The sequence below is a fragment of the Wolbachia endosymbiont (group A) of Machimus atricapillus genome (genome assembly GCF_964027095.1).
GTDB lineage: Bacteria > Pseudomonadota > Alphaproteobacteria > Rickettsiales > Anaplasmataceae > Wolbachia.
Genome location: NZ_OZ034727.1, coordinates 74,868 through 96,075, shown reverse-complemented (window position 1 = coordinate 96,075; position 21,208 = coordinate 74,868). Strand labels below are relative to the sequence as shown.

Sequence of the window (21,208 nt, the reverse complement as noted above, 5' to 3'; positions counted from 1 at the left end):
CTTTTATAAATTAAGACGCCAGTTCGTAGAACTTCTCCAACTGCTCACTCCATAACATTGGTATTTCCCTTAAATCAGCTAATCTTAAACCTCTCGGTTGTCTCCCATTTACTATGTCTTCTTTAATCTTTGGAGCTAAATAATTTAACCTTAAAATTTGTTGTATACGTCTTGTACCTATATTAATTTTAACGCTCAGCTCTTTCACACTTCCATATTTCCCTTCCTCTAGTTGACGTTTCCACAGATGGGCTCTTACCACTGCTTTCAGTAGTGCATTGTTTGTTTTACCTTCTGGTTCTACTACCGTGCATTTATTTCCTTTCTTTTTTAAACTCATTGGTATCAATTTTTCCTCTGACTCAGAACAGACATCTATTCCATCCTCTCTCATCCATACTGTCTTTATTAATTTCTTCACCACTTCTTTCTGTTTTCCAAAACTTAAATTTTTCCACTCTTCCGCTTTTTCTTCCAAATTTTCATATAGGCGTTCTGCTCTCTTCATCACTTCTTTTTCTACTTCTCCCGCTACTACTGTTCGGTTCACTGATCCACAATCTTTTCCTCTTAAATGGTTATTGCATATATAATATCGATACCTCTTATTCTCCTTTTTCGCATACGTCAGTGTCATATTCACATCACAGCTCTTGCACTTGATTATTCCCTTTAGTAGTGCCTCTTCATATTTTTTCCCTTGATACGGTTGATTCTTTATTAATTCTTGCGCTTTTTGCCATTTTTCTTCTTCTATTATTGCTTCATGTTTTCCCTCATATTGCTTCTCATAATGCCGTATTTTTCCCATATATATTGGATTTGTTATTATTCTCCTTACCGTTGCTTTTTTAAAGATTTCTCCTCCGTATACTTTTCCCGATTTTGCTTCAAACCTCTTCTTTCGGTACCCCTCGCTATTTAACTCTCTTGCCAATTCTGCCATTGATTTTATCTCCATATACCTTGCAAATATATGTTTCACCGTCTTTGCCTCTTTTTCATTTATTATTAATTCCTTTTCTTTTACATCATACCCTAGCGGTAAAGTTCCTCCCATCCATAATCCTTGCTCTTTTGATGTTGCTATCTTGTTTTTTACTCTCTCTACTATCATTTCTCTTTCTAGTTGTGCCGCCCCTGATAACACTGTTTGCACAAACTTTCCCATTGGCGTATTATTGTCAAATATCTGCGTTACTGCTACAAAATTTACTCTGTGCCTTCTAAAAAATGATGTCACTTCTATACTATCTTTTGTTTCCCTTGATAGTCTGTCTAATGTATATACTACCACACAATCTACTTCTCCTGCCTTTACGTCTTCAAACAACTCCTTTATCGCTGGTCTATTTAAATTACTCCCTGAAAAGCCTCCATCATCGTACCTTTTGGCCAATACTACCCAGCCTTCTCGGCTTTTTATATACTTCTCACATGCTACTCGCTGCGCATCAAGACTATTAAACTTTTGTTCTAGCCCATCCTCATTTGATTTTCTCGTATATATCGCGCACCTTACCTCTTTTAACATTCTCAACTTCCACTTTTATCACGCATTCCAAACAATAAAGGTCCGTTGTAACTCATTCCCATTATTTTCCCTGCTACTGCTGACAATGACGTATAAAACTCTTCTCTGTAGATTAAACCCCTATCTGTTACCATTACCGCATGCATCTCTTCTCCTCTTTCTAATATTAGCTCTGTTCCTGCTACCGGAAGTTTGTCACTACTTATTCTTTTTCCCTTCTCTAGCCGATCTGCCAGATACTCTAGTCTTTTTGCTCCTTTTCTTGATATTTCTCCATACTCCTCCTCTTGCAACCTATATGCTAATCTTGGTACCAGATATTTCTTTGAGTATCTAGGCGCTTCTTTCTCATATACCTTTTTCCATATTTTCCTCAGCTCTTCTAATGATTCTTTCTCTAAATCCTTTACCTTTTTTTCTATTTCTTCCTCCATATTTTTAGCCTCTCGTAGATGGTTTTCCCCTTCGCTTTTCAAATAACTTTTCAATTCTGTCTGTTTCTTTCTTTAATACCTCAGTTACTTCTTTACTGTTTTTTGCATAATCCATCGCTTTCAGCCCAAACTTATCCTCTTTCTCTATTTCTCCTCCTGCTTCCACTAGCTCTTCCACTATCTCTTTTTCACCAATCATACATCCTAGGTGTAATGGCGTATTCTTACTCCCATATTCCTCAGCATTAACATTTGCTCCTGATCTTATTAGCTCTTTTACATTTTCTAGATTCTGGGCTGTTACTGCCAAGTGCAATGGTGTATACCCTCCTACATCTACTGCATTCACATTCGCTCCTTTTTCAGCTAATAACCTCACTGTTTTTGCATCTACTGCATAATGTAGAACTGTTCTTCCATTTTCGTCTCTTTCATAAACACTTTTAAATGAGTTCTCTAATAGAGATTTATTAAATGCCTCTTTCTTACCAAGCTTTATCATAATCTACCCCACCTTTCTTTAAAATTAAGTCCCTTTTTTAAGCTTTCCTTCTCACCACCTCATCAATCATTTCGTTCACTTTGCACATTATCTTGCTTGCTAAATTTTTACACTCTTCCCTTATTAGCGCCTTATCTCTCTTTCTTATTTCTTTTATCTCTATTATTTTTAACTCTGGTAAATAGCTTCTATCTAACATATATGCTATTTCTTCCACTAAATTCTCTATTTCATAGCATGTCACTTTTCTACTTTTTGTTATTCCACCTTGTTCTCTCATGAATTTTCTCGCCTTTTCATTCTCTCCATTATCCCATAGGCAATACCTTTCACTCTCCCATATATAATACATTGGTGTTGCACCATATTTATCCAGTTGATTAATGGCAGCTCCTGCTTTTACTAGCTCTTTTATTATTGCAATTCCTGCCCCTATCCTGCATGCAGAGTGCAGTGGTGTACATCCGCCGATATATTGAGTGGCATTTATTTCTGCTCCTCCCCTTATCAGCACTTTTACATTTTCTAAACTTTTCGCAAATACTGCCCAGTGCAGTGGTGTATAACCATTTTTATCTCTTGCATTGATCTCCCCTCCTTTTTTTATTAATAACTTCACTGTTTTGTGATCGGAGATTTCTACTGCTTGATGCAATATCGTCTCTCCTTCTTCATTTCTTTTATTAATATTTTTAAATCCGTTGCTTGATACTTCTTTAAAAAACTTACTAAAAGCTTCTCTCTTTTCCTTGCTAAACTTCATTGTGTACCTCACTATAAAAACATACATAAAATGGCCAATTTGGCTCATTCTAGCGTAAAGTAAACTTCTTATGTTTACCCACTACTATTCTAGTTATGCCTGTTTTGATATCAAAAAGCAACTTCTTTTTTTTCAAAAAACACACATTTTTACCGAATGTTAATGTAATATATGAAGATATAAATATAAGTACTTAGCGTATTAAACATATGACCTGTTTTTCTTCCCAACTTCTATTCAAATGTCGATGTTCGTGCCAAGTTAAGACACCTCCGTACAATACTAAAATGTAACTTTCTAATTTATGTATTGAATCCTTTTGCTCTGAATTTAAATCGCTTTCAAAATGAACATTGTGTTCTGCTAAACCAAATCTTATAACTTTCTGGTTGGTAAAATCTTCTACCTTGTAGTGGTGAGTAACGCTAAACCTTTCTAAAATTGGCTTGTATTTTAAATTCCACAGTTGTTCGGATAGTTTATCACTTCCTAGTAAAAATTTACTTCCTTTCTCTTCTGCACTCGTAACCGGAAAACATGCGTTTATTTCTCCTAAACTCCAACTGTCCGATAATACTATCTGCGCCTTTGCAAACTTAATTGCTGGTAATAAGCTCTGTGGTAGCGGATATAACGTTTTTAAATTATTCCACTGATGACTTCTTTCATAAATACCGTTACAATTCTTTGTGTTAGGCTCGGTTTCTCCAAGTACTGCTACATCTAATCGATATATGTCATTACTAAATGTTTGTTCATAATGCTCTCTTAAATAGTTGTCTACAATCTCTACTAACGGACCTCTAGAACTGAAAAAATTTACTCTTCCAAACGATAACACTGGCCCATTTTTTTCAACTTTTATACCAGAGTAGTCTGATAACAAACTTCCAAATAAACTTTCATCTAAAATAAACCTATCAACGTTGTAGTGGTCATTAAAAATCCTCATTAGCCGCGATCTTGCTGGTAGTGATAGTTTTGCAAGTTCTACTACTGCATCTACAAAAAAGTCATTTGGAACATCTTTTATTCCTATTTGCAGTTCAAAAAAATGTTTACCAGGTGGTTCTTCGATAATTGTAATATCTTCTATATTTGCCCATTTTAGTGCTATCTTAAGTGATGCAGGCGTTCCACGTAGCCTTTGAAATTTTACTCCTTCTATTACAGCTTTTCTTTTATCCCTTACCCAACGTAGAATTTCCCCCAATTCATATTCCTCAATCAACCACGGCAATTTTTCTTCTTCTAATCTAAATTTAAACCCTCTAATACAGCTTGGATCAACCTTATAATCTGTTGCATCTGCCAATGCTTGTTCTTGCTTTGTTGCATTTGGTGGCAATAACATTAATTCAACCCAACATTTAAACTTCTTAAGGCAGCACACTCATTCCCCAATACCACAACATCCTCCCTTGGCTCGATTAATTCTACGTTTTCTACTCCTTCTACGAACAAATTCGCTATAATCCACGATCTTGTCACACTCCATCCTAATCTTTTCGTTGTTTCAAATTTTTCGATAAATTTCTTCTTCACCGTTTCAATAATATCTGGTCTTTTAATGCTAATTTTACTGTGGACAACTATTTCTATAATATTGCAACTTACCACTTCTATTGTATCTGTTAAAATCCTCACATCTTCCCTGTTTAGTTGATTTCTGACAATTTCTAGTAATTCTTCTGGGGGTATGCCGGTTGTGGATAATTCTGTGGATAATATGGAAATTCGCACACTTCCTGGTACCAGAGATTCTACTAAAGCATCTTTTACTCTGCTATCTGCTGACAGTGCATGATATCGGTAATTTCCTCCTGTGCTCCAACCTACTATTCTTGCCTTGATTCTTTTTCTAAATCTTTCATCATCTTCTTCTTTCTGCCTCTCCACTCCGTAAAACTCAGCCAAATTATCAAGATCTTCTCCTACTGCAAATTTCAGTAAATTACTCTCTACTGCTTCATTTATTCTTTCTCTGAGCAAAAGTTCTCTCCATGCTGCTACCTCCATAATCTTTACCGCTGGATCACTTTCAACTAATGCTGAAAAGGTTTCATCTCTACGGACCAATTCTTCCTTCATTCTCGAAAAGATTTCTTCATAACTCAGCTTTTCAATAATATTAGGTGTCTGCATTTCTAAACAACTATTCCTCTAATATCTATGAATTTGCCTTCTGGAAGATAAATACCTTCAAGTACAAGAGTCATTTTTCCTTCTTTAACTTCAGCAATCTTTACTTTTTCTAACTTAAATCTCCTCTCAAATTTCCCCAGTGCTTCTGCTGTTGCTGCGTAAATTTCTAGTGTTAAATCCCTACTGATTGGCTTATCTACTAATTCAAATAGCCTAGACCCATAATCCCTCATCATAATTCGCGATCCTATCGGTGTGGTCAGTATATCAATTATCGATTGCTTTAAGTGCTCTATTCCTTCTAACGCTTTCCCTGTTTTAGCATCCATTCCTTTCATTTTTAGCCTGCAAACACGGTTTCACTGCCTTTTATTACTTTAAACCCACATGAAACTATATCTCCTACTCTTCCTACACTAAGACCATTTGCAAACACTGTTTTTGATACTTGAATCATTACTTTTCCTTCACTAAAACTGTCTCCTTGTCTACATATTGACTTACCGTTTACAAAAACATTATTACTTCCGCTAATGCAGAAATGTGGTATAGCTTCTCCACAATAGTCTCCTAACCTTACTATTCCTTTGTTCAATTTAAGTCAATCCTTTCTGCTTTCAGTTTTATTCCACTTTTTGTCATTTCTATACTTGATTTCCCAGCCTTCAGTGTTATTTTGTCCACTACTTCAATCTCTAAATGATGCTTCCCTTTATCATATAACAATCTTGTTCCATCTTGAAATTTTATCTATTTATTTCTTTTTTATTCTCTGGTGCAGGGTATTTTTCCTGATATATTCCTCCTAATACCACTCCTAATGATAGTTCACCAAAAGGAGAAAATATCATAACCTGTTCACCGATATCTGGTGGAGACCAATCTCTATCTTTTCCTGCTTTGCTCGTTACCCATGGCAGATAATCTGTTAAAAATTCTCCTATTTTCACTCTTACTTTTGCTTTTTCATAATCTATTTCTTTAATAATTCCGATACGAATAATATTCGCTACTTTTCTCTGTAACTCTGCAATGGCAAAATTATTTTCCAACATGCATTTCTCCCACTGCTATTTTATGTGGCTTAATTTTCCCCTCTAACCAGACTGATTCTCCAAAATGCAGATAGTGAACCCATTCAACCAACCACACTAAATATGCATCGAGCTCTGGCCTAAAATCATCTCCTCCTCCTGATATAAATTCTCCTGGTGAAACATTTTTCACGTTCCAAGTATTTTTATTTACTACTCTTGCTACTTCTGCTGCTAATGACCTTACAACTAACGAGGAATACTCGACTGTTCCATCAACTACAATTCTCGCTTCAAATCTTGCTTTCAGCGCTAATTCCTCTGTTCCAGGATCTTTTCCCGATTCTAAACTCACAAGCTCTACAAATAACGCTGGCGCTAATAATTCTTTCCTTATTGCTGGATAAATTTCACATGTCTGTATAGACGGTATTTCTTCCTTCAGTGTGCTGCAAATTGCTTGATGTAAATCTTTCCAGAACTTTGTCATGCATATAATTTAACTCATGTAATGTATAAAATATTTTTCAAATACCTTTTCAACTTCATAATTAACAAGATTCCCTATTATCCTTGAAGCCTCAGGTTTCAGTGGCAACTTAACTTCCTTTATTGGCAATGCTGCCCTTCCTTCACGTTTAAACATACCGCTATTTCCTTTTGGCATAACTGCTGCAAATCCTCCTATAAACTCATGCTTTCCTACTTTCGATCCTCTTCTTGTTTTTTGTATCTTGCCAATTGTCGATGCTCTAATGTCATAGAGATTTGCTCTAATTAACACTTCTAATCTGCTAGTTTTCGCCTTAAAAATTCTTAATCTCTTTCTTATCAAACTTAATTTTATCTTCTTTTCCTCACTAATTTCTTTTGCTGTCTTCAATTTTAGCCATAGTGCTGTTCTGTTTAACGCTCTCACTATTGCTAATTCTATTTTTTTTCTTTTAGCATTTACACTTTCTATTACCTCAACTTCTATATGAACAGACATTTTACACCCCATACGCTTCGGTTCGCCAGACCATTCCAGATTTATCTCTAAGTGGTGGTGTGTGTATTTTGTATTTGCAATCACCTATAACAAAAATATCTCCTACAATTGGCCTCAGTATATCAAAAATGCTTACCTCAAGAAAAAGCATCTCTCCCACAAATTGTCCTTCACCAATCTCGTATAATTTATCTGGCTGTTGCTTTAATACCTGTACCATATATGACTTATCCTTTGATTTATATAAAGCCACTTCTCCTAAATGGGCAAAACAATCTTTAAATAATCTCTTAATATTCTCTTGCACGTTTCTCCGCTATATACTAACATTTATATGCTAAGAAGAGGTAAAGCATTCTTCTGCCTCACACCGCTTTATATTTGCTCTACCTATGTTGCAACGATCTTGACTAGTATCGCTGGACGGTGGCACATTGGCAGAGGGTTTGACTGCGTATGCAAATCAGTCCCTCTATCAAATCTTCTTGGCTCTTGTTTTGCATAGAGTGGCTGTCCTAGTGTATTTACTGTTTCATTAAAATCTGCTGGTGCAAAATATGTTGTAAATGTGCTCGCTGTTCCTACTGGAAAACAGTGTCCTGTATCTCTTTCTATAAACCTTCTTACGGTTCCTTCAGGATCAGTTGCTTGCCCTCTATATTCCTCAAATGTGATTCCGCAGAATGTAAATCCTGACCTCATATCATTCCTTAGCGCTGCTCCTTCTTGCCATCTCTCATATGCCTCTTTCACCTTACTATGGGAAGTTAATGCATCAAAAAACTCAGGGCTTACCAGTGCATGAATTCCCGTCATATATTCACCACTTAAGTTATCCTCAATATGTCGCAATACCTCCAAGCACTTACGCTTTACATCAGTTGTTGCTGTTCCAAGGGCAAAATTTACTACTTTTGGTGTTATTTCAAATTCGTTGTACAGATTTAATAATTCCGACCCATCAGCATCTAAAATTATTCCCTTCAGCGCTCCCATACGCAAATGCTCTAATGTTATTGCGTGCTTGTTTCTCATTAGCTGTAAATGGTCAGTTATTACGTCTGCCAGCGCTTTCAGTTCACTTTCTGATCCAAATGCTCTTATTCCCTGCACTTCTTCTGGCAGTACTACATCATCATGCGGAATATGCGGAATCGTAAATGTTCTTATTTTCCGTTTTCCTCGTTTTCCCACTGTTGCTGGTGCTCCGGGTACTTGCGTTGGTAGTAAACTTAACACTCCGTTGTGTTCTTCTATCGTAATATGTCTAAATCTTACTGACCTACTTGGAAATAAATTTAAATTTTCAACACGTCCATAATTTATCGGCAATATATTCATCGCATTTGTTAGTGCCGTCATGCTAAATGCTGTATTCGTAAATGGATTTTGCATTCTTTTTCCCCCTTATTAATTTAAGTTACACTCCCTTGCGGATAATGATCCCTCGTCCTTCAAGTTGCTTTATTGCTTCAGCTTTCTGTTCTTCAGTGATATTTGCTGGCCACACCACTGCATGATCTGCTAGTATTGCACTGCGAGTAATAATTACTCCTTTCATATCAGAATCTTTGCTATGTATATCGGTTGTAATTACTCCTACTGCTGTTTGTGTGCCGTCTGTTCCAGTGGGGTTCAGCACTCTAATAAAACCATCATCTGTCTTCTTGGCAACTACTGTACCAAGTTTAATATTTTGACCTTTCGCTACATTTATCTGGTCTCTTGAATATAGACTTGATGCCTCATACTTTAATAAGTCACCTAGATTATTTTGTTCGGTTATACATGTCATATTTTCTTTTCTCCTTTTTTTCCTTTAGTTTTACCGCCATGTTTGTAGTTATTGTACGCGGCGGTTATAAAAAAACTTAAATACTTGATTGTGCTCTAGCTTTAGCTACCTGCATCATCAATTCTTCTCCTGAATTCTGTGGTATTGCACTCAGTATCTCTGTCTTTTTCGTTCGCTCTGCAAGTAACTCCATTAAAACTTCCCGTGCTTGCTCAACACTTACGCTTTGCTCAATAAATTCTCCTATCTTTTCTGGCATCTTTGATACATTACATAATCTTATTATCTCTAAAATTTCTCTACGACAGTTCTCGTAGCTTTCCTCAATAGTTGTCATACTAACACTCCTACTTTTATGATTGTTGATAAATTCAAAAAATGTTGTAACTCCATCTGCAAGACCTATTTCTATTGCTTTCTCCCCAAAATATAGCCCTGCCTCTGTTGATCGAATCTTTTCAATTGAAAGACCTCTGTTCCTTGCTATCAGCTGCACAAACATTTCATATAGTCGGTCTACTTCTTTTTGTAAGCTTCCCAGACTTTCAGACGTCATTGGCTCATGTGGGTTTAAATCATTCTTTCGACTACCAGCAAAGATTGTGGTGTACTTAATACCTTGCTTTTCATCAAACCTACTTTGATCGATATGACTTGCTATTACTCCAATACTGCCAACACCAGAAGTTCTGCTCACAAATACCTTCTCAGCGCTAGAAGCTATAGCATATGCAGCAGAATATGCATCATCATTTGCTATTGCAATAATTCTCTTTTTTGTTCTTGATTCATAAATAAAATCAGCTAGGTCAAAGACACCGTTTACTTCCCCTCCTGGACTATCTATGTCAAGTAGAATCGTCTCTATGCTTTTATCTCCTAAAGCACTCTCTATCTCTTCATGAATATTTTCATACGAAGTCATATCTAAAATATGATCAAAAGCTTCTGTTTTTTTTGTCAAAACTCCATAAATACGTATTATTGCTATTCCTTTTGGGTTTATATGAAAATGCTTTAAGTTCTTAAAGATAGGTTGTTTGCTGTTATATAATGATAGTAGTTCAAAGCTTCTTCTCTCTACCACTACTGGTTTATTTATCCACATCACCTTCCTTCCCTTTTATGATTAACATCAGAATCGAAACAAAGTCCAAAAGAATTAGCTCGCTTTTGATCTTCTGCTATTTCTTGGTCAATTTCTTCTACATCGTAACCCATTTCTGATACTACTTCTGCTCGACTTTTTTAGAAGTACCAGTTAACTACTTACTTGAGCGTTTTCACAATACAGAAGTCCGTCATTCTTGGATGAATTCACTTTCTGGTAGGCAGTTAAGTGTTATCTTTCAACACTGCTTTAAAGACAAGCTAAATGGTCAACTCTTTGATGATCAAGACTACGATAACACATCCATACAATATAAACGTAAAGTGATTGCTAAACATTTAGACTCTCTAGTTATTTATTATCTGATTAGCTGTTTTGAACGTGCAAAGCTTGAAGCTACTGTCAGTGAAATTGCAAGATCTGCATTGACTGAGGAACTCATGAAATCCTACCTTCTAAAAGGTAACAATAAATACGACAAAAAGTCTTTGTTATTTCTATTGTTTCATGTAGATCACAACCTTTTAAAGTCTGTCTATCACTTTGAAAAAATACAAAGAAAAGGTTCTGTATCATTTGCTCTTCAAAAGACACCACGACAACCAAATGTTCCATTTAAAGACTTCATCTCTCAGGAAACCATAGTGCAGATACTGAAAGAAGACGACATTAAACGCAATGACGGTTTTGAAAATCAATTACAAGGTTTCTTCTACCATCAAAATCGTTTATATGTATTAGTTCGTAGAGCTAGTGGTATAGATTTACTACTAAACTCAAATAAGGTTATTCATGGTCATAAGCCAGATTGGATGATTTTGGATTTTCTAGTTAATGGTACTCAAGTAGATCTTACTGCCAAAAATATTGATCAAGCTACAGAGATAGCAAATAGCATTGCGAGTCGTTATTTTAGCTCTGAATGTGTTTTTGTAAACGCGCAGGATAAAAACTTTGCAGAGCAAGTATATAAATTCATTAAAGTTTGTGTTGATGGCTCTGATTCAAATATATTCACTTTTGAGTTAAAATTTCAGTCAAATCGTTTCAATTACAGCTATACTAATATCACTTTGACTGTTGCTCCATATGATCCTATTGCACCGGAATTGCATGTTTTAAAGCCATTTGTAGGAGACATAGTGCCATTTATAGAGTCGATTAAAGTAATATTTCAAGGCAAAAAGATAGGCTTATTTTTCAAGCGAAGTGATGAGTATATAGCAATTTACTACTCTGAACATCCTCTGAATAAAAGGGAAAGAGAGGATTTTAAAGCATACATAAAACAATTTTATGGTCTTACAATCTTGCCAAGAGCAAATCTCTGATCTTCTTAATTCTGGCAGCTCTTGGGTTAATCCAAATCAAAATTATATCGAAACAGCAAGGTATTTGTCGAATCTTGAATTAATTAAGATGCAAGAGAGGGCCTATATTATCTGCTCTCATAGACAAGATAAATTAGATTGGCCAAATATAGTTGATCCATACTGTAACAATGAGATTTTCATTGATGAGGACTTTAACGAAGCATGCGATAATATAATTTGTGAAAATTGCAACCGTGATATTTTACCTAATACCTACAAGAAGCAAAGATTTCACCGCTTATCTGCATATTTAAACCCAGAGAAATTTATGAATTGGTTTGAAGGTCAGCTAAGTAATACGCATTTCATGTGGCAAAAAGTGGAAAGTGGAGTTTATCATGTTGGTGGACAAGGTAAGATTGTAAGTTTAATCATACTTGATTTTTGCACCAATCCAACATTCTTAACGATAGATAAGCTTAAAGCTAATCCAACTGTATTAATAATACTGAGAAAAAATCCATCAAACATACCTCTTGATTTGCCCATAGTAAAAATGGTTGACCTTTTCTTTCAGCATAAGACGTTAATTGAAGTATTCCAAGAAGCAGCACAAAGAGGAGTACTAGAGTTCATACCAAATACTTCAATGCAAATCTTACATACTGCACTTAATCTAATTGAACCTCCTAAAGAGAAGGAATTGCTAAAGTTGCAATTGATAGAGGGCTCACTTTACGTAAACAATATAGAGATTCTAAATAAGAAAGCTGTAGCATGTATGAAGGTTTTTCGCATATTATTTGAACAATTTTTGCATGATTGTAAAAAAGAATTACCTCCTGAAAAACACATGTTGCTTAGCATAATTGAAATAGAAAAGCGCCTAAATCTTGATCCAGAAGCAGATCCAGAACATCACATCAGAAAACCACTAAACACAATCCAAAGAACAATAAAAACCACCTTAGCTAAAAAGTTAGGATTAAACATCGAACGTAATGATGTGATTCAAACAGTTGGTTGGCCTGGATCATCGCGTAAAGATTATGGCTACCGTATTAACCCTTTCACTGTGCTGATAAAAGTAGTTCGTTAAGTTTTTAGTAGATTAAAGTCTCTCCGGTTCAAATCACCTATAAATAGTTTCCCAGTTCCCATTTTACAGTTGGAGCAGGGCTAGTAGCTTTTGGTTTTATATCACCTGCAGCATAGGTGCTTTAACTGCTCTTCATATTGCCTTGCATTGACAAATTTTTTCCTTCAAAGAAGATTCACTCGTTGAGATTTCCAAAATGGCACCATGCAAGCCTGCTAAAAACAGTATTCACCTATTGTAGATAAGGTATGTTTTTTGTCTCTTTCGGGCTTTTGTTTTTTCTTAAGTCTTTACAGCTAAAATAAAACGTGATATGGCTGCACAAGGTTTTCTATTGAGTTAAGCTACACATGCCCCTCATTGGGTTTTTAATGTAGTTTACAAGAGTTCTTTGGGTTAAACCTAATTTGGGTCCACCAAGTGGTATAATTACTCTAAAAAGCATTAAAAATAGGAATTAAAAAAATAGACTGTTATCAAGATGAATTTTTCTTCAACTGCTTCTGTGCTAATAATCACAATAGATATATTACATACTACTAATATGTAATATATTATATATATAAAGGAATCTGCCATTCTGCCAACTTGCTCAAATCAGCCATAGAAGGGAACTTTGGAACATATTTCAAGTTGGCAACTTTCTGCCATTCTACCAACTTATTACTTTTTCTAAGCTACTGATTTTCTTATATTTTTATCAATTTTAAGTTGGTAGAATGGCAGATTCTTCAGTTTGCCAACTTGCCATCTTGCCAACTTAATATATAATTCTACTATCTCCTTTTGCAATGTTATACATTTCTTGGTTTTTAGCTGTTAACTGCATTTGGTAAAAGATAATAATTTGGAAATTTTTGGTATAATCTGTGCTCCTAGGTCCTGATCTTTCTCAAGCAGCTCATTGAAATAGTATTTTCTCTCCTCTCTTTAATTCCTTAGTCCTACTATATTCAAATTTTCAGATATTTTTAAAAGGCTTGCCAGACATGTTTATATCTGTTCTATAATTATCTTTTTAGCATTTGTATTTACTTTGCTATTTTGTTGAATGGGTATTTACTTCCAAAAAATTTTTGTTTCAGACCCCTAATTCGTTTGCTATCTATAAAGAGGCTATTTGCTTCTTTAGCTTTCCTATAGATGTTATCTATAATGAAGATTGAGTAACATTATATTTTCATTATACTAATAATAATTAACATTGTATATTATCTTTCCCATATTATTTCTCAGAGTTATGTAAGACCCATACATCCCTATTTTCCACAGGTAGAGTCGCTCCATTGTTTGGTACAAGATAGTAATCTGGTTTTACCAATACATACTGATTTTCAGCAATTTTTAGCTCCATGTCTTTTACACATAGGTAACCATGCTTCGATCTTGTGTTTGATAATCCATATTCATCACACTTCTTGAAAAATTTTATATGACCTATCATTGCAAGATTACTAATTCTTTCACGAATGCTACGATCACTACCAAGTCCGAACTTTCCTTCAAAACACTTTGCAAAGCTAGCTGCAGTATATACTTCTCCTCTATACGCTTCATTAGAGATTAACTCTAAAATTATATCACATCTTCTTAGACGTTCTAAATCCAATTTAGTATTATAGCTAGACCTTACTATTCTTTCTGAATTTAATGTATCATCAGATTGTACAAACGCACCGTTATGCCAATAAAATGAAATCTTTTCTTCGTTAGATGCAGAATAATTTGACTTCTTACGGCAAAGTACTCGTTCATTACCAGAAGCATCAGCTTTATCTGGCTTTGACAAGTACCAACGAGATCTTACTGTATTATTCCACGCAGTTGAACCACCTGTACCTGTTTTACGTATTATTCCTGAATCAGAAGGATGAGCACATAATAATACAGCTCCTTTTATTACTTTCACTATTTTTCCACAACAACTTTGAATAAATTGTCTCACATGAGAGCGATTGTTTTCATTGCCACCAAATAAGTCTCTGCTGTATCTAAAACTACTAGCTTTGGTTGAAACAATTTAATATCTTCAAGTAATTCTTCAAAGCAATGAGTTAATTTACCTATATCTTTGTTATCAAATATCATGAGTAGATTATCTTTCCACACTCTCGATAAAAAGCCAATATTATCATGAAAGTCACAGGATTCCATATCTAACTGATGTAATCTATTTATAGCACACTGTCTTCGCCACAGCTCTTCTGTATCATCTTCACAAAATAAACCATATGTCTTCATCTGCTCAATTTCCATTCCCAACCAAGATTTACCTGTGCTCGCTGCTGTCATTAGTTGTTGAGCAAGTAGAGACTTTCCCATACTACCATCACCGTAGAGAGCCGTAACACTTCCAATAGGAAGCCAATCTTTAACAATCCATTCTCTTTCTGGAGCAATATTAGCCCAAGCTCTGGTATCTATTCTCAACGATTTTTTTGAAGGAGCCTTTTTTGTACTAAGGATGAACTCTTTAACATTTACACCTTCTTTCACGCAATCAGCAGCGTCCCAACCCTTTGGTTTATCTTTAGGTATTTCCAAAATGCAAAGTTCTTCAACTCCAAGACAAGTAAGTTTCATAGCAGATTTTTCAGCGTATTTCTTACCTGCTTCATCATTATCTGGCCATATAATAATGTGTTTACCTTTAAGTGGAGTCCAATCTGTTTTTTCAATAGGTGCATTTGCTCCAGACATTGCTGTTGTTGCAGTTATTCCTTTCTCTATCAGCGCTTCTGCACATTTTTCTCCTTCAACAAGAATAACTTTATCGGACTTCAAAATACCTGGAATATTATAGAGTGGCCTTATCTTCGGTGCACCAAAGTCGGACTTTTTTATATCAAAAGGAAGATATCGCTTCCCATTATCATCATCGTAACGATAGATTCTAACAATAGCTTGGCCGTTTTCACCGTAATAATCCCAATATGCAGTTGGACTACTTGAAGTTTTGAAATGACCAAGCCACTCAGCTATAGAAGCCATTACTTCAGGAAACTCTATTCTTGTACTTTTTCTATTTACTCCCGCCCAAAGGTCGATAATGTCACCACCTTCTCCTGTTGCAAAATCATGCCATAGGCCAGCTTCACTACCACTTAATTCTACTACTAGACTCTTTCCTTTATCACCTTGTACATTGCCTACATAAAACTTATCACCACGAAAAGTTCCTCTTGGTAATAGATATGAAAGGCATGATCTGATATTTAACAGAAGCTGAGCTTTAAGTTGTTCTTTTTCTACTAACGGTGCATTTTTTCGTGGAGCTGCAGTATTAAAATCACAATAGATACCCATAAAATCTCCAATATATTTAAAGTTTAGAAATTTGGTTAAGCTGTGGCTATCCAGCGTCCGTTAACCATGTTTATGAATTTTGTTGGTATTGGTTTGCCGTTTTTAAGTTCGTACATCAATTGCAGAGTATTCCTTTCTGGCCTAAATATCATTACTCCAGATGTATATAAACTTCTTAAAACATTAGCACCACTCAATGCTTGAAATGGATTCTTTTTTAACGTGGTTGTTGACACTTTTTTTGTGTAATGTGTAACTATTACTCCAGCCGTAGGATTAGTTATAGAGCGTAGTTCATCAATACTATTTTGCAGAAAAGAGATCATACTCCTATAATCAAAAACAGAGTCTATTACTATAAGATCAACTGTTTTTACATCGAGATTTTCCGACATAATTTCCTTTATTTTTTCCACATTCAAAGTTAACTGTACTTTTTTAGTAATAACTAAGTTTTCTGTTCCTTCATCAAGGATTTTCTTGCTGATTCTTAGCTTCTGTAAGCGCTCTCTTATGTAATCATATTCCATTTCATTCTGTAGATAGAATATCTTAAGTGGCTTTGCAGGCTTCATACCAAGAAATGATACTCCAGCAGCTAAATGTACTAACATGGAAAGTAGAAAATTACTTTTTCCTATTTTTGGAGTTCCACCTATGACCAAAAGACCACTTGGAGTTAGAATTCTTGGGCCTATTATATCTTTTGGCATTGGTGATTTATCATTCAAGTAATGCCTTGCTGAAAACGATGTAATTTTATGTTTTGTTGTGTTTTCTTTAGTATTTAACCACTTCTTAGCGGAATTTATATCACCTTTCACTAAAGTCCAAAGATCAATGATATCACCACTAATTCCTTTAGTAAAATTATGCCAATTTCCAGCTTCTTTACCCACTATTTTAACTGTAATCATATCCCCGTCACAGTTGCCAACATAAGTCCTCTCTCGATAAAAATTACCGTTTGGAATTAGGTAAGGTACACACTCCTTAATATTATCAATCAATAATCCTTTTATTTCCTTTCTCTGCATAAAACCCCCATACATACTTTTCATACGTTTAGAGCTGAGATTAGCTAGCTCACAAACAGTTTCAAAAGACTCTGAATCAAACCATTTAATTGCTTCTTTCTTTAGCTCTAGATTTTTTCCTGCTGCATCTTTGATAGCTCTCTCAATTACAGCAATCCAGAGCTTCTCTTCGTCGTACTTCAAAATGGCAACCAATCAACTTCAGATTGTTCTGGAGTAATAACCGTAGCAATCTTGTTCTTTTCTCCATACCGATCAGCTTCAATACCAACTTTTGCAGTAAACTCTACCCCGTTAAAGTCAGCTATAGAGTTGACTTTTCTAGCAATAGCTGCTTTTTCTGAAGTGTCATTTGAATGAATGTTCCGTGCTGACTCCAAAATACTTCTAAGCATAGAACGACCAGATTCTCCCCAAGTATCTTCTCCTTCAACTCTTGCTTTGCCACTTTTAATACCAATTACTTGAAAAATCTTGCGTTTTGCATATGGACCTTCAGTGACAGTAAATTCAGCGTTTAAATAGATGCTGCCGGTAGCATAGCTTTTAGTGAACCAATTTTCATAACCTCCTGGTTTAATTGCCATTTTTACCTTGACTATTGTACCTTTTGGTATTAAATTACTCTTTAATTTTGCAGTATTAAAATCAGTTAAAAAATCTGTTAGCATATTGTTCCCTATAAATTAAGTAAAAAAAAGAATCAACTCCATTGGTCTACAAGTTTCCAACGACCATTTATCTTATCGACAAGCTTGCTTGCCACACGTTCACCATTTCGCAGCTCAAACACTATTTGACGGGTAGTGCTTTCTTCATCATGAGCAAACATCACCATGCCAGTGCTATAAAATCCACGTAAAGATCCAGCACCGCTTAGGCCTTGAAATGGATCTTCTTCCAGCATCTTTTTGGATAGTTTTTTTGTGTGGTGGGTAAGGATTATACCTGCATCTGGATTAATAATGTTCCTCAGTCTTTCAAGCGTTTTTTGCAAAAAGAATAGCATAGCGCTGTTGTCATTTTCATTACCATATTCACTTGAGTTAAAAATGTTACGAAGAGGATCAATTGCAATAATATCAGGTTTGAAACGCTCTTTAACGGTGCTTTTGATCTCATCTATTTCTTCACTGCTGAAAGATAATTGCACTCTTGGCGTGATAATTAAGTTATTGGCAGCTATATCCAAAAGTTCTTGGTCGAATGTCAGTTGCTGTAAACGCTCTTTCATGTATTCATACTCAATTTCAGTTTGCATGTAGAAAATTTTCATAGGACGACTAGGAGTCATACTGAGAAATGAAACTCCGGCAGCCATGTGAATCAACCAGGAAATAAGAAAATCACTCTTGCCAATCTTAGGTGGGCCACCCAGTACCAATAGACCTCTTTTAGTTAGAATCCTTGGTGCGATTATATCTTCTGGTATTGGCGATTGATCATTCAAATATTCTTTCACACTGAAAAAGGGGATTTTTTGACCGATATTGAAAAAGCTTTGTTCCATAATAATTATTCTCCAATTTTTAATTAAGCAATAGGAGCCAAAGTTTTGGCTTTAATTTTCGCAAGTAATTTACCCAAATGTGGTTCTTCAACCATATTCAGGCAGCCACTTCGATCTTTAGCTGGGTATCCCCAAGTATTAATAGTCTGACAGATAAATGAACGTACTTCTGTGCCATTATCTTTCTTAATTCCAACCATGCTGATCACCTCATCAACAATACCTGGAATCTCACTAGCAGTTTTAGCTCCTTCACATTGAGGTAGCCAAGTTGGACGATTGCAGTCATCGAGATATTGACCTAATGTGCCAACTATGATGATGTCTTTATCTCTGATATGTTGAAACTGATTGAGCCAAGCCATCATCTCTTGAGCAAGTAACCCATAAGCAGCTCTTTTGTCTTCTTTTCCCGATCTATCAGAAAAACACTCAGGTTGCATCCTTGCCCATAAAAGACATAAACGTGAAGCAACGGTTATACTATCTACAAAGATGCATCGGTATTTAGAAGTCTCAGAAAGAAGATCTTTATACTTGCCAGATACATGTTCATGGTGTTTTTGACTGTATGCTTGGTCAGATTTCAGCGCAGGGTTTGGACCACCAATTAGGCAGGCAATATCCCGAGCTTGATTCCAAGTACGAACACTAATTGAATCTCCCTGCCAATCTTGAACAGCAAGCAGACCTGCTTCAAAGTCAAGACATAGTGTTGGTTCACTTATAGTCTTTAAGAGGCTGGTTTTACCAATACCGTAAGGACCAAAAATTACTACTTTTATGCCTGTAGTTGTTTTCAATCTTTCATTATTGTTTAAAATTTTAAAAGTCATTTATTCACCTCAATGGTATATGTTATATATTCAGGAAAGGTAGAATTTATGTTCAATTTTTCTTTTTGCTCTTGTAGTAGATGGAAGAGAGTTTTATACGTATTTTTCTTACCATAGTATTTAAAGTAGTTCTTGATATGTTGTTCATCTTAGCAACTTCATATAAGTTAAAGTACTTGAGTTGTTCGCATATCTTTTGCATCTTTCTTGGTAGCGTTGAAATCATGTAATCTACATCAGTACGTTTTGCTACTTCATCTTCAAAAGCTTCTGTTTTCTCAATATTGACGTAGTTATTAATGTTGCGTTTAATACATAGTTGTTTCTCCAATAAGTTATTGGCACGACGTTCAGTTAATCTTGCTACAAAAGTGTTAAAGCTACCTTTACTTTCATCATATCTATCAAGATAAGTCCAAATTTCACAGAAAAGTTCTTGCTCAAGATCTTCATGAGTTTCATGAGCAAAGCATTCAAAAAGTTTTAATCTCTTAGCTTGATACCGTATATTTTGAACAACTATGGCAGTTTTTAGTTTCATAACTTTTCCCTAAAACAATTAATGCTTTAAGGATGAGAACTTATAGGTGCACTTTGTAGGACAGGAGCAAAAATAAATAATACAGATGCAATTTTTAACCTATTGATATTCTATTGTTTTTTTTCGAGAATAATACAGTTCGATTTTTAAATAATACTGCAACAAAAAATTAGGCAAAAATTCATTTTTTTTGGACAAAAATTTTCCAAATCCTGAATATATATTATATAAGCCTTTCAAACTCATCACAGGTGTCAATTCTTACACAATCAGGAAGAGCAGCAATAGCAGCCAGCATAAAAGAGCAAGTTATACATCTTGCTTGGGGTAGTGGTGATGCCAATTGGGAAAGTAGCCATCAGGTCGAAAAAGTTTTTATTGAGGGTGAAATAGCTCTAAATCACCATACTATTAAAGATATAAGGGTTTTTACAGGACAAACAACTTATCAGCCAAGTATAGATTATATAGTTGATAGCAGTACTGGTGTAATTAAACGTACGGGAAATAGCTCTATCAGGGCAAATAGTGCAGTTACTGTAGAATATAGTGAAAGCACACCACCAGAGCTGATAACTTCTGAAAAACTGCTCAATGAGCTTGGCAGACGTACTGCGAACGAAGTGCTCTTCTGCACAGGTGATGAGAATGGAGAGCTTTTGACCCCTTCTGGAAGGTTTAGGCCCTCAAATGTACCAACTAATAATCTCTATCTTAAATTTACTTTCGATTTCACGGACGCAGCAAATCAAGTGATAAGGGAATTAGGGGTTATGGTTGGTACTAAAGTAAAAGAAGGGTTACCTAGAGGACAAAGATATTTTGAACCAAAAGACGTGGAAAATCCTGGAATCTTATTAGTTTTAGAACACACCGTACCACTTATCAGAACTGCAGCAACCCGGGAAACATTTGCCTTTGTAGTAACATTTTAAAAAATTTATGAAAGGAAAAAAAGAAATGACAAATGATGCGCTTATTCGTTTACAGAAGATGGGACTTGATGATTCCACTGCTGAGCAGCTACTGAGTTTTAAAGACGATGAAAACTTCTTATATGACTCAGTGTTTAAAATTACTGACTTATCCGAGAATAGGTTTGTTGAAGTAGTAAAAGATACATTTTTAGAAAGCACGGCACGGGATATCTACCAAAAAGCTGTAGCCAGAAAGAAGTTTATTTCAGTTTATGTAGCAAATGCTAAGGAAATTTCTGAGCTTCATTATCGAGCTCAACGCTGCTGCAACATACATTAA

The 21,208-nt window shown here is 35.3% G+C and carries 23 protein-coding genes and 3 pseudogenes; 4 read left to right on the top strand and 22 right to left on the bottom strand.

Annotated features, from left to right (window positions below; all coding sequences use genetic code 11):
* Positions 1-10: 10 nt before the first annotated feature.
* From AAGD68_RS00420 to AAGD68_RS06730, 16 genes and pseudogenes are all read right to left on the bottom strand, one after another.
* Entirely contained in the window at positions 11-1,534 is a 1,524-nt protein-coding gene (locus tag AAGD68_RS00420) for a recombinase family protein (RefSeq protein ID WP_341814254.1), read from the bottom strand.
* A 2-nt stretch (positions 1,535-1,536) separates the two neighbouring features.
* Complete coding sequence (locus AAGD68_RS00415; protein WP_265027449.1) at positions 1,537-1,968, bottom strand: DUF2924 domain-containing protein; 432 nt, start codon at positions 1,966-1,968, stop codon at positions 1,537-1,539.
* A 4-nt stretch (positions 1,969-1,972) separates the two neighbouring features.
* Positions 1,973-2,470 carry an ankyrin repeat domain-containing protein gene (locus tag AAGD68_RS00410; RefSeq protein ID WP_341814253.1) on the bottom strand — a complete coding sequence of 166 codons (498 nt, stop codon included), beginning with the start codon at positions 2,468-2,470 and terminating at the stop codon, positions 1,973-1,975.
* A gap of 37 nt (positions 2,471-2,507) precedes the next feature.
* On the bottom strand, positions 2,508-3,233 hold the full coding sequence (locus tag AAGD68_RS00405; protein WP_341814252.1) for an ankyrin repeat domain-containing protein: 726 nt from the start codon (positions 3,231-3,233) through the stop codon (positions 2,508-2,510).
* 193 nt (positions 3,234-3,426) lie between these two features.
* Positions 3,427-4,587 (bottom strand): phage tail protein, encoded by a 1,161-nt coding sequence (locus AAGD68_RS00400; RefSeq protein ID WP_341814251.1) that lies wholly within the window; start codon positions 4,585-4,587, stop codon positions 3,427-3,429.
* On the bottom strand, positions 4,587-5,378 hold the full coding sequence (locus AAGD68_RS00395; protein WP_341814250.1) for a baseplate J/gp47 family protein: 792 nt from the start codon (positions 5,376-5,378) through the stop codon (positions 4,587-4,589). Before AAGD68_RS00395 ends, AAGD68_RS00400 begins: the two co-directional genes overlap by 1 nt.
* Positions 5,379-5,380: 2 nt before the next feature.
* A complete protein-coding gene (locus AAGD68_RS00390; RefSeq protein WP_341814249.1) occupies positions 5,381-5,716 on the bottom strand; it encodes a GPW/gp25 family protein in 336 nt (111 codons plus the stop codon).
* Positions 5,717-5,718: 2 nt separating this feature from the next.
* Positions 5,719-5,973, bottom strand: a complete 255-nt coding sequence (locus AAGD68_RS00385) for a PAAR domain-containing protein (protein WP_250778397.1) — start codon at positions 5,971-5,973, stop codon at positions 5,719-5,721.
* A pseudogene (locus AAGD68_RS00380) lies at positions 5,970-6,433 on the bottom strand (phage baseplate assembly protein V). The gene AAGD68_RS00385 and the pseudogene AAGD68_RS00380 overlap by 4 nt, the downstream one beginning before the upstream one ends.
* Positions 6,420-6,902 carry a hypothetical protein gene (locus AAGD68_RS00375; RefSeq protein ID WP_065095515.1) on the bottom strand — a complete coding sequence of 161 codons (483 nt, stop codon included), beginning with the start codon at positions 6,900-6,902 and terminating at the stop codon, positions 6,420-6,422. Before AAGD68_RS00375 ends, AAGD68_RS00380 begins: the two are co-directional and overlap by 14 nt.
* A 9-nt stretch (positions 6,903-6,911) precedes the next feature.
* Positions 6,912-7,403, bottom strand: a complete 492-nt coding sequence (locus AAGD68_RS00370) for a phage tail protein (protein WP_065095516.1) — start codon at positions 7,401-7,403, stop codon at positions 6,912-6,914.
* Between the two features lies 1 nt (position 7,404).
* Positions 7,405-7,710 (bottom strand): hypothetical protein, encoded by a 306-nt coding sequence (locus AAGD68_RS00365; RefSeq protein ID WP_341814248.1) that lies wholly within the window; start codon positions 7,708-7,710, stop codon positions 7,405-7,407.
* Between the two features lie 83 nt (positions 7,711-7,793).
* Positions 7,794-8,798, bottom strand: coding sequence for a major capsid protein (locus tag AAGD68_RS00360; RefSeq protein WP_341814247.1), 1,005 nt, complete (start codon positions 8,796-8,798; stop codon positions 7,794-7,796).
* Positions 8,799-8,823: 25 nt separating this feature from the next.
* Complete coding sequence (locus AAGD68_RS00355) at positions 8,824-9,198, bottom strand: head decoration protein (RefSeq protein ID WP_341814246.1); 375 nt, start codon at positions 9,196-9,198, stop codon at positions 8,824-8,826.
* Between the two features lie 76 nt (positions 9,199-9,274).
* Complete coding sequence (locus AAGD68_RS00350; protein WP_341814245.1) at positions 9,275-10,306, bottom strand: S49 family peptidase; 1,032 nt, start codon at positions 10,304-10,306, stop codon at positions 9,275-9,277.
* A pseudogene (locus AAGD68_RS06730) lies at positions 10,306-10,446 on the bottom strand (phage portal protein); the annotation flags it as partial. The pseudogene AAGD68_RS06730 and the gene AAGD68_RS00350, both read right to left, overlap by 1 nt.
* A 63-nt stretch (positions 10,447-10,509) precedes the next feature.
* Here AAGD68_RS06730 and AAGD68_RS00345 point away from each other — a divergent pair.
* Both AAGD68_RS00345 and AAGD68_RS00340 read left to right on the top strand, forming a co-directional pair.
* Positions 10,510-11,640: a hypothetical protein gene (locus AAGD68_RS00345; RefSeq protein WP_265045220.1), complete on the top strand. Its 1,131-nt coding sequence runs from the start codon at positions 10,510-10,512 to the stop codon at positions 11,638-11,640.
* Complete coding sequence (locus tag AAGD68_RS00340) at positions 11,606-12,721, top strand: hypothetical protein (protein ID WP_341814244.1); 1,116 nt, start codon at positions 11,606-11,608, stop codon at positions 12,719-12,721. Before AAGD68_RS00345 ends, AAGD68_RS00340 begins: the two co-directional genes overlap by 35 nt.
* A 1,225-nt stretch (positions 12,722-13,946) precedes the next feature.
* Here the strand turns inward: AAGD68_RS00340 and AAGD68_RS00330 are convergent.
* The 6 genes and pseudogenes from AAGD68_RS00330 to AAGD68_RS00305 all read right to left on the bottom strand — a co-directional run bounded on the left by AAGD68_RS00330 (position 13,947) and on the right by AAGD68_RS00305 (position 19,951).
* Positions 13,947-16,027 (bottom strand): annotated as a pseudogene (locus AAGD68_RS00330) (AAA family ATPase).
* Positions 16,028-16,062: 35 nt separating this feature from the next.
* Entirely contained in the window at positions 16,063-17,247 is a 1,185-nt protein-coding gene (locus tag AAGD68_RS00325) for an AAA family ATPase (protein WP_065095311.1), read from the bottom strand.
* A complete protein-coding gene (locus AAGD68_RS00320; protein WP_341814241.1) occupies positions 17,244-17,735 on the bottom strand; it encodes a hypothetical protein in 492 nt (163 codons plus the stop codon). Before AAGD68_RS00320 ends, AAGD68_RS00325 begins: the two co-directional genes overlap by 4 nt.
* A gap of 32 nt (positions 17,736-17,767) precedes the next feature.
* Positions 17,768-18,574, bottom strand: a complete 807-nt coding sequence (locus tag AAGD68_RS00315; protein WP_065095313.1) for an AAA family ATPase — start codon at positions 18,572-18,574, stop codon at positions 17,768-17,770.
* 23 nt (positions 18,575-18,597) lie between these two features.
* Positions 18,598-19,410 carry an ATP-binding protein gene (locus AAGD68_RS00310; RefSeq protein ID WP_065095314.1) on the bottom strand — a complete coding sequence of 271 codons (813 nt, stop codon included), beginning with the start codon at positions 19,408-19,410 and terminating at the stop codon, positions 18,598-18,600.
* Between the two features lie 52 nt (positions 19,411-19,462).
* Positions 19,463-19,951 (bottom strand): sigma-70 family RNA polymerase sigma factor, encoded by a 489-nt coding sequence (locus AAGD68_RS00305; RefSeq protein ID WP_065095315.1) that lies wholly within the window; start codon positions 19,949-19,951, stop codon positions 19,463-19,465.
* 251 nt (positions 19,952-20,202) lie between these two features.
* On the opposite strand from AAGD68_RS00305, the gene AAGD68_RS00300 reads away from it, so the two are divergent.
* Positions 20,203-20,886 (top strand): hypothetical protein, encoded by a 684-nt coding sequence (locus AAGD68_RS00300; RefSeq protein ID WP_341814240.1) that lies wholly within the window; start codon positions 20,203-20,205, stop codon positions 20,884-20,886.
* A 7-nt stretch (positions 20,887-20,893) separates the two neighbouring features.
* Positions 20,894-21,208: a hypothetical protein gene (locus tag AAGD68_RS00295; protein ID WP_265045227.1), complete on the top strand. Its 315-nt coding sequence runs from the start codon at positions 20,894-20,896 to the stop codon at positions 21,206-21,208.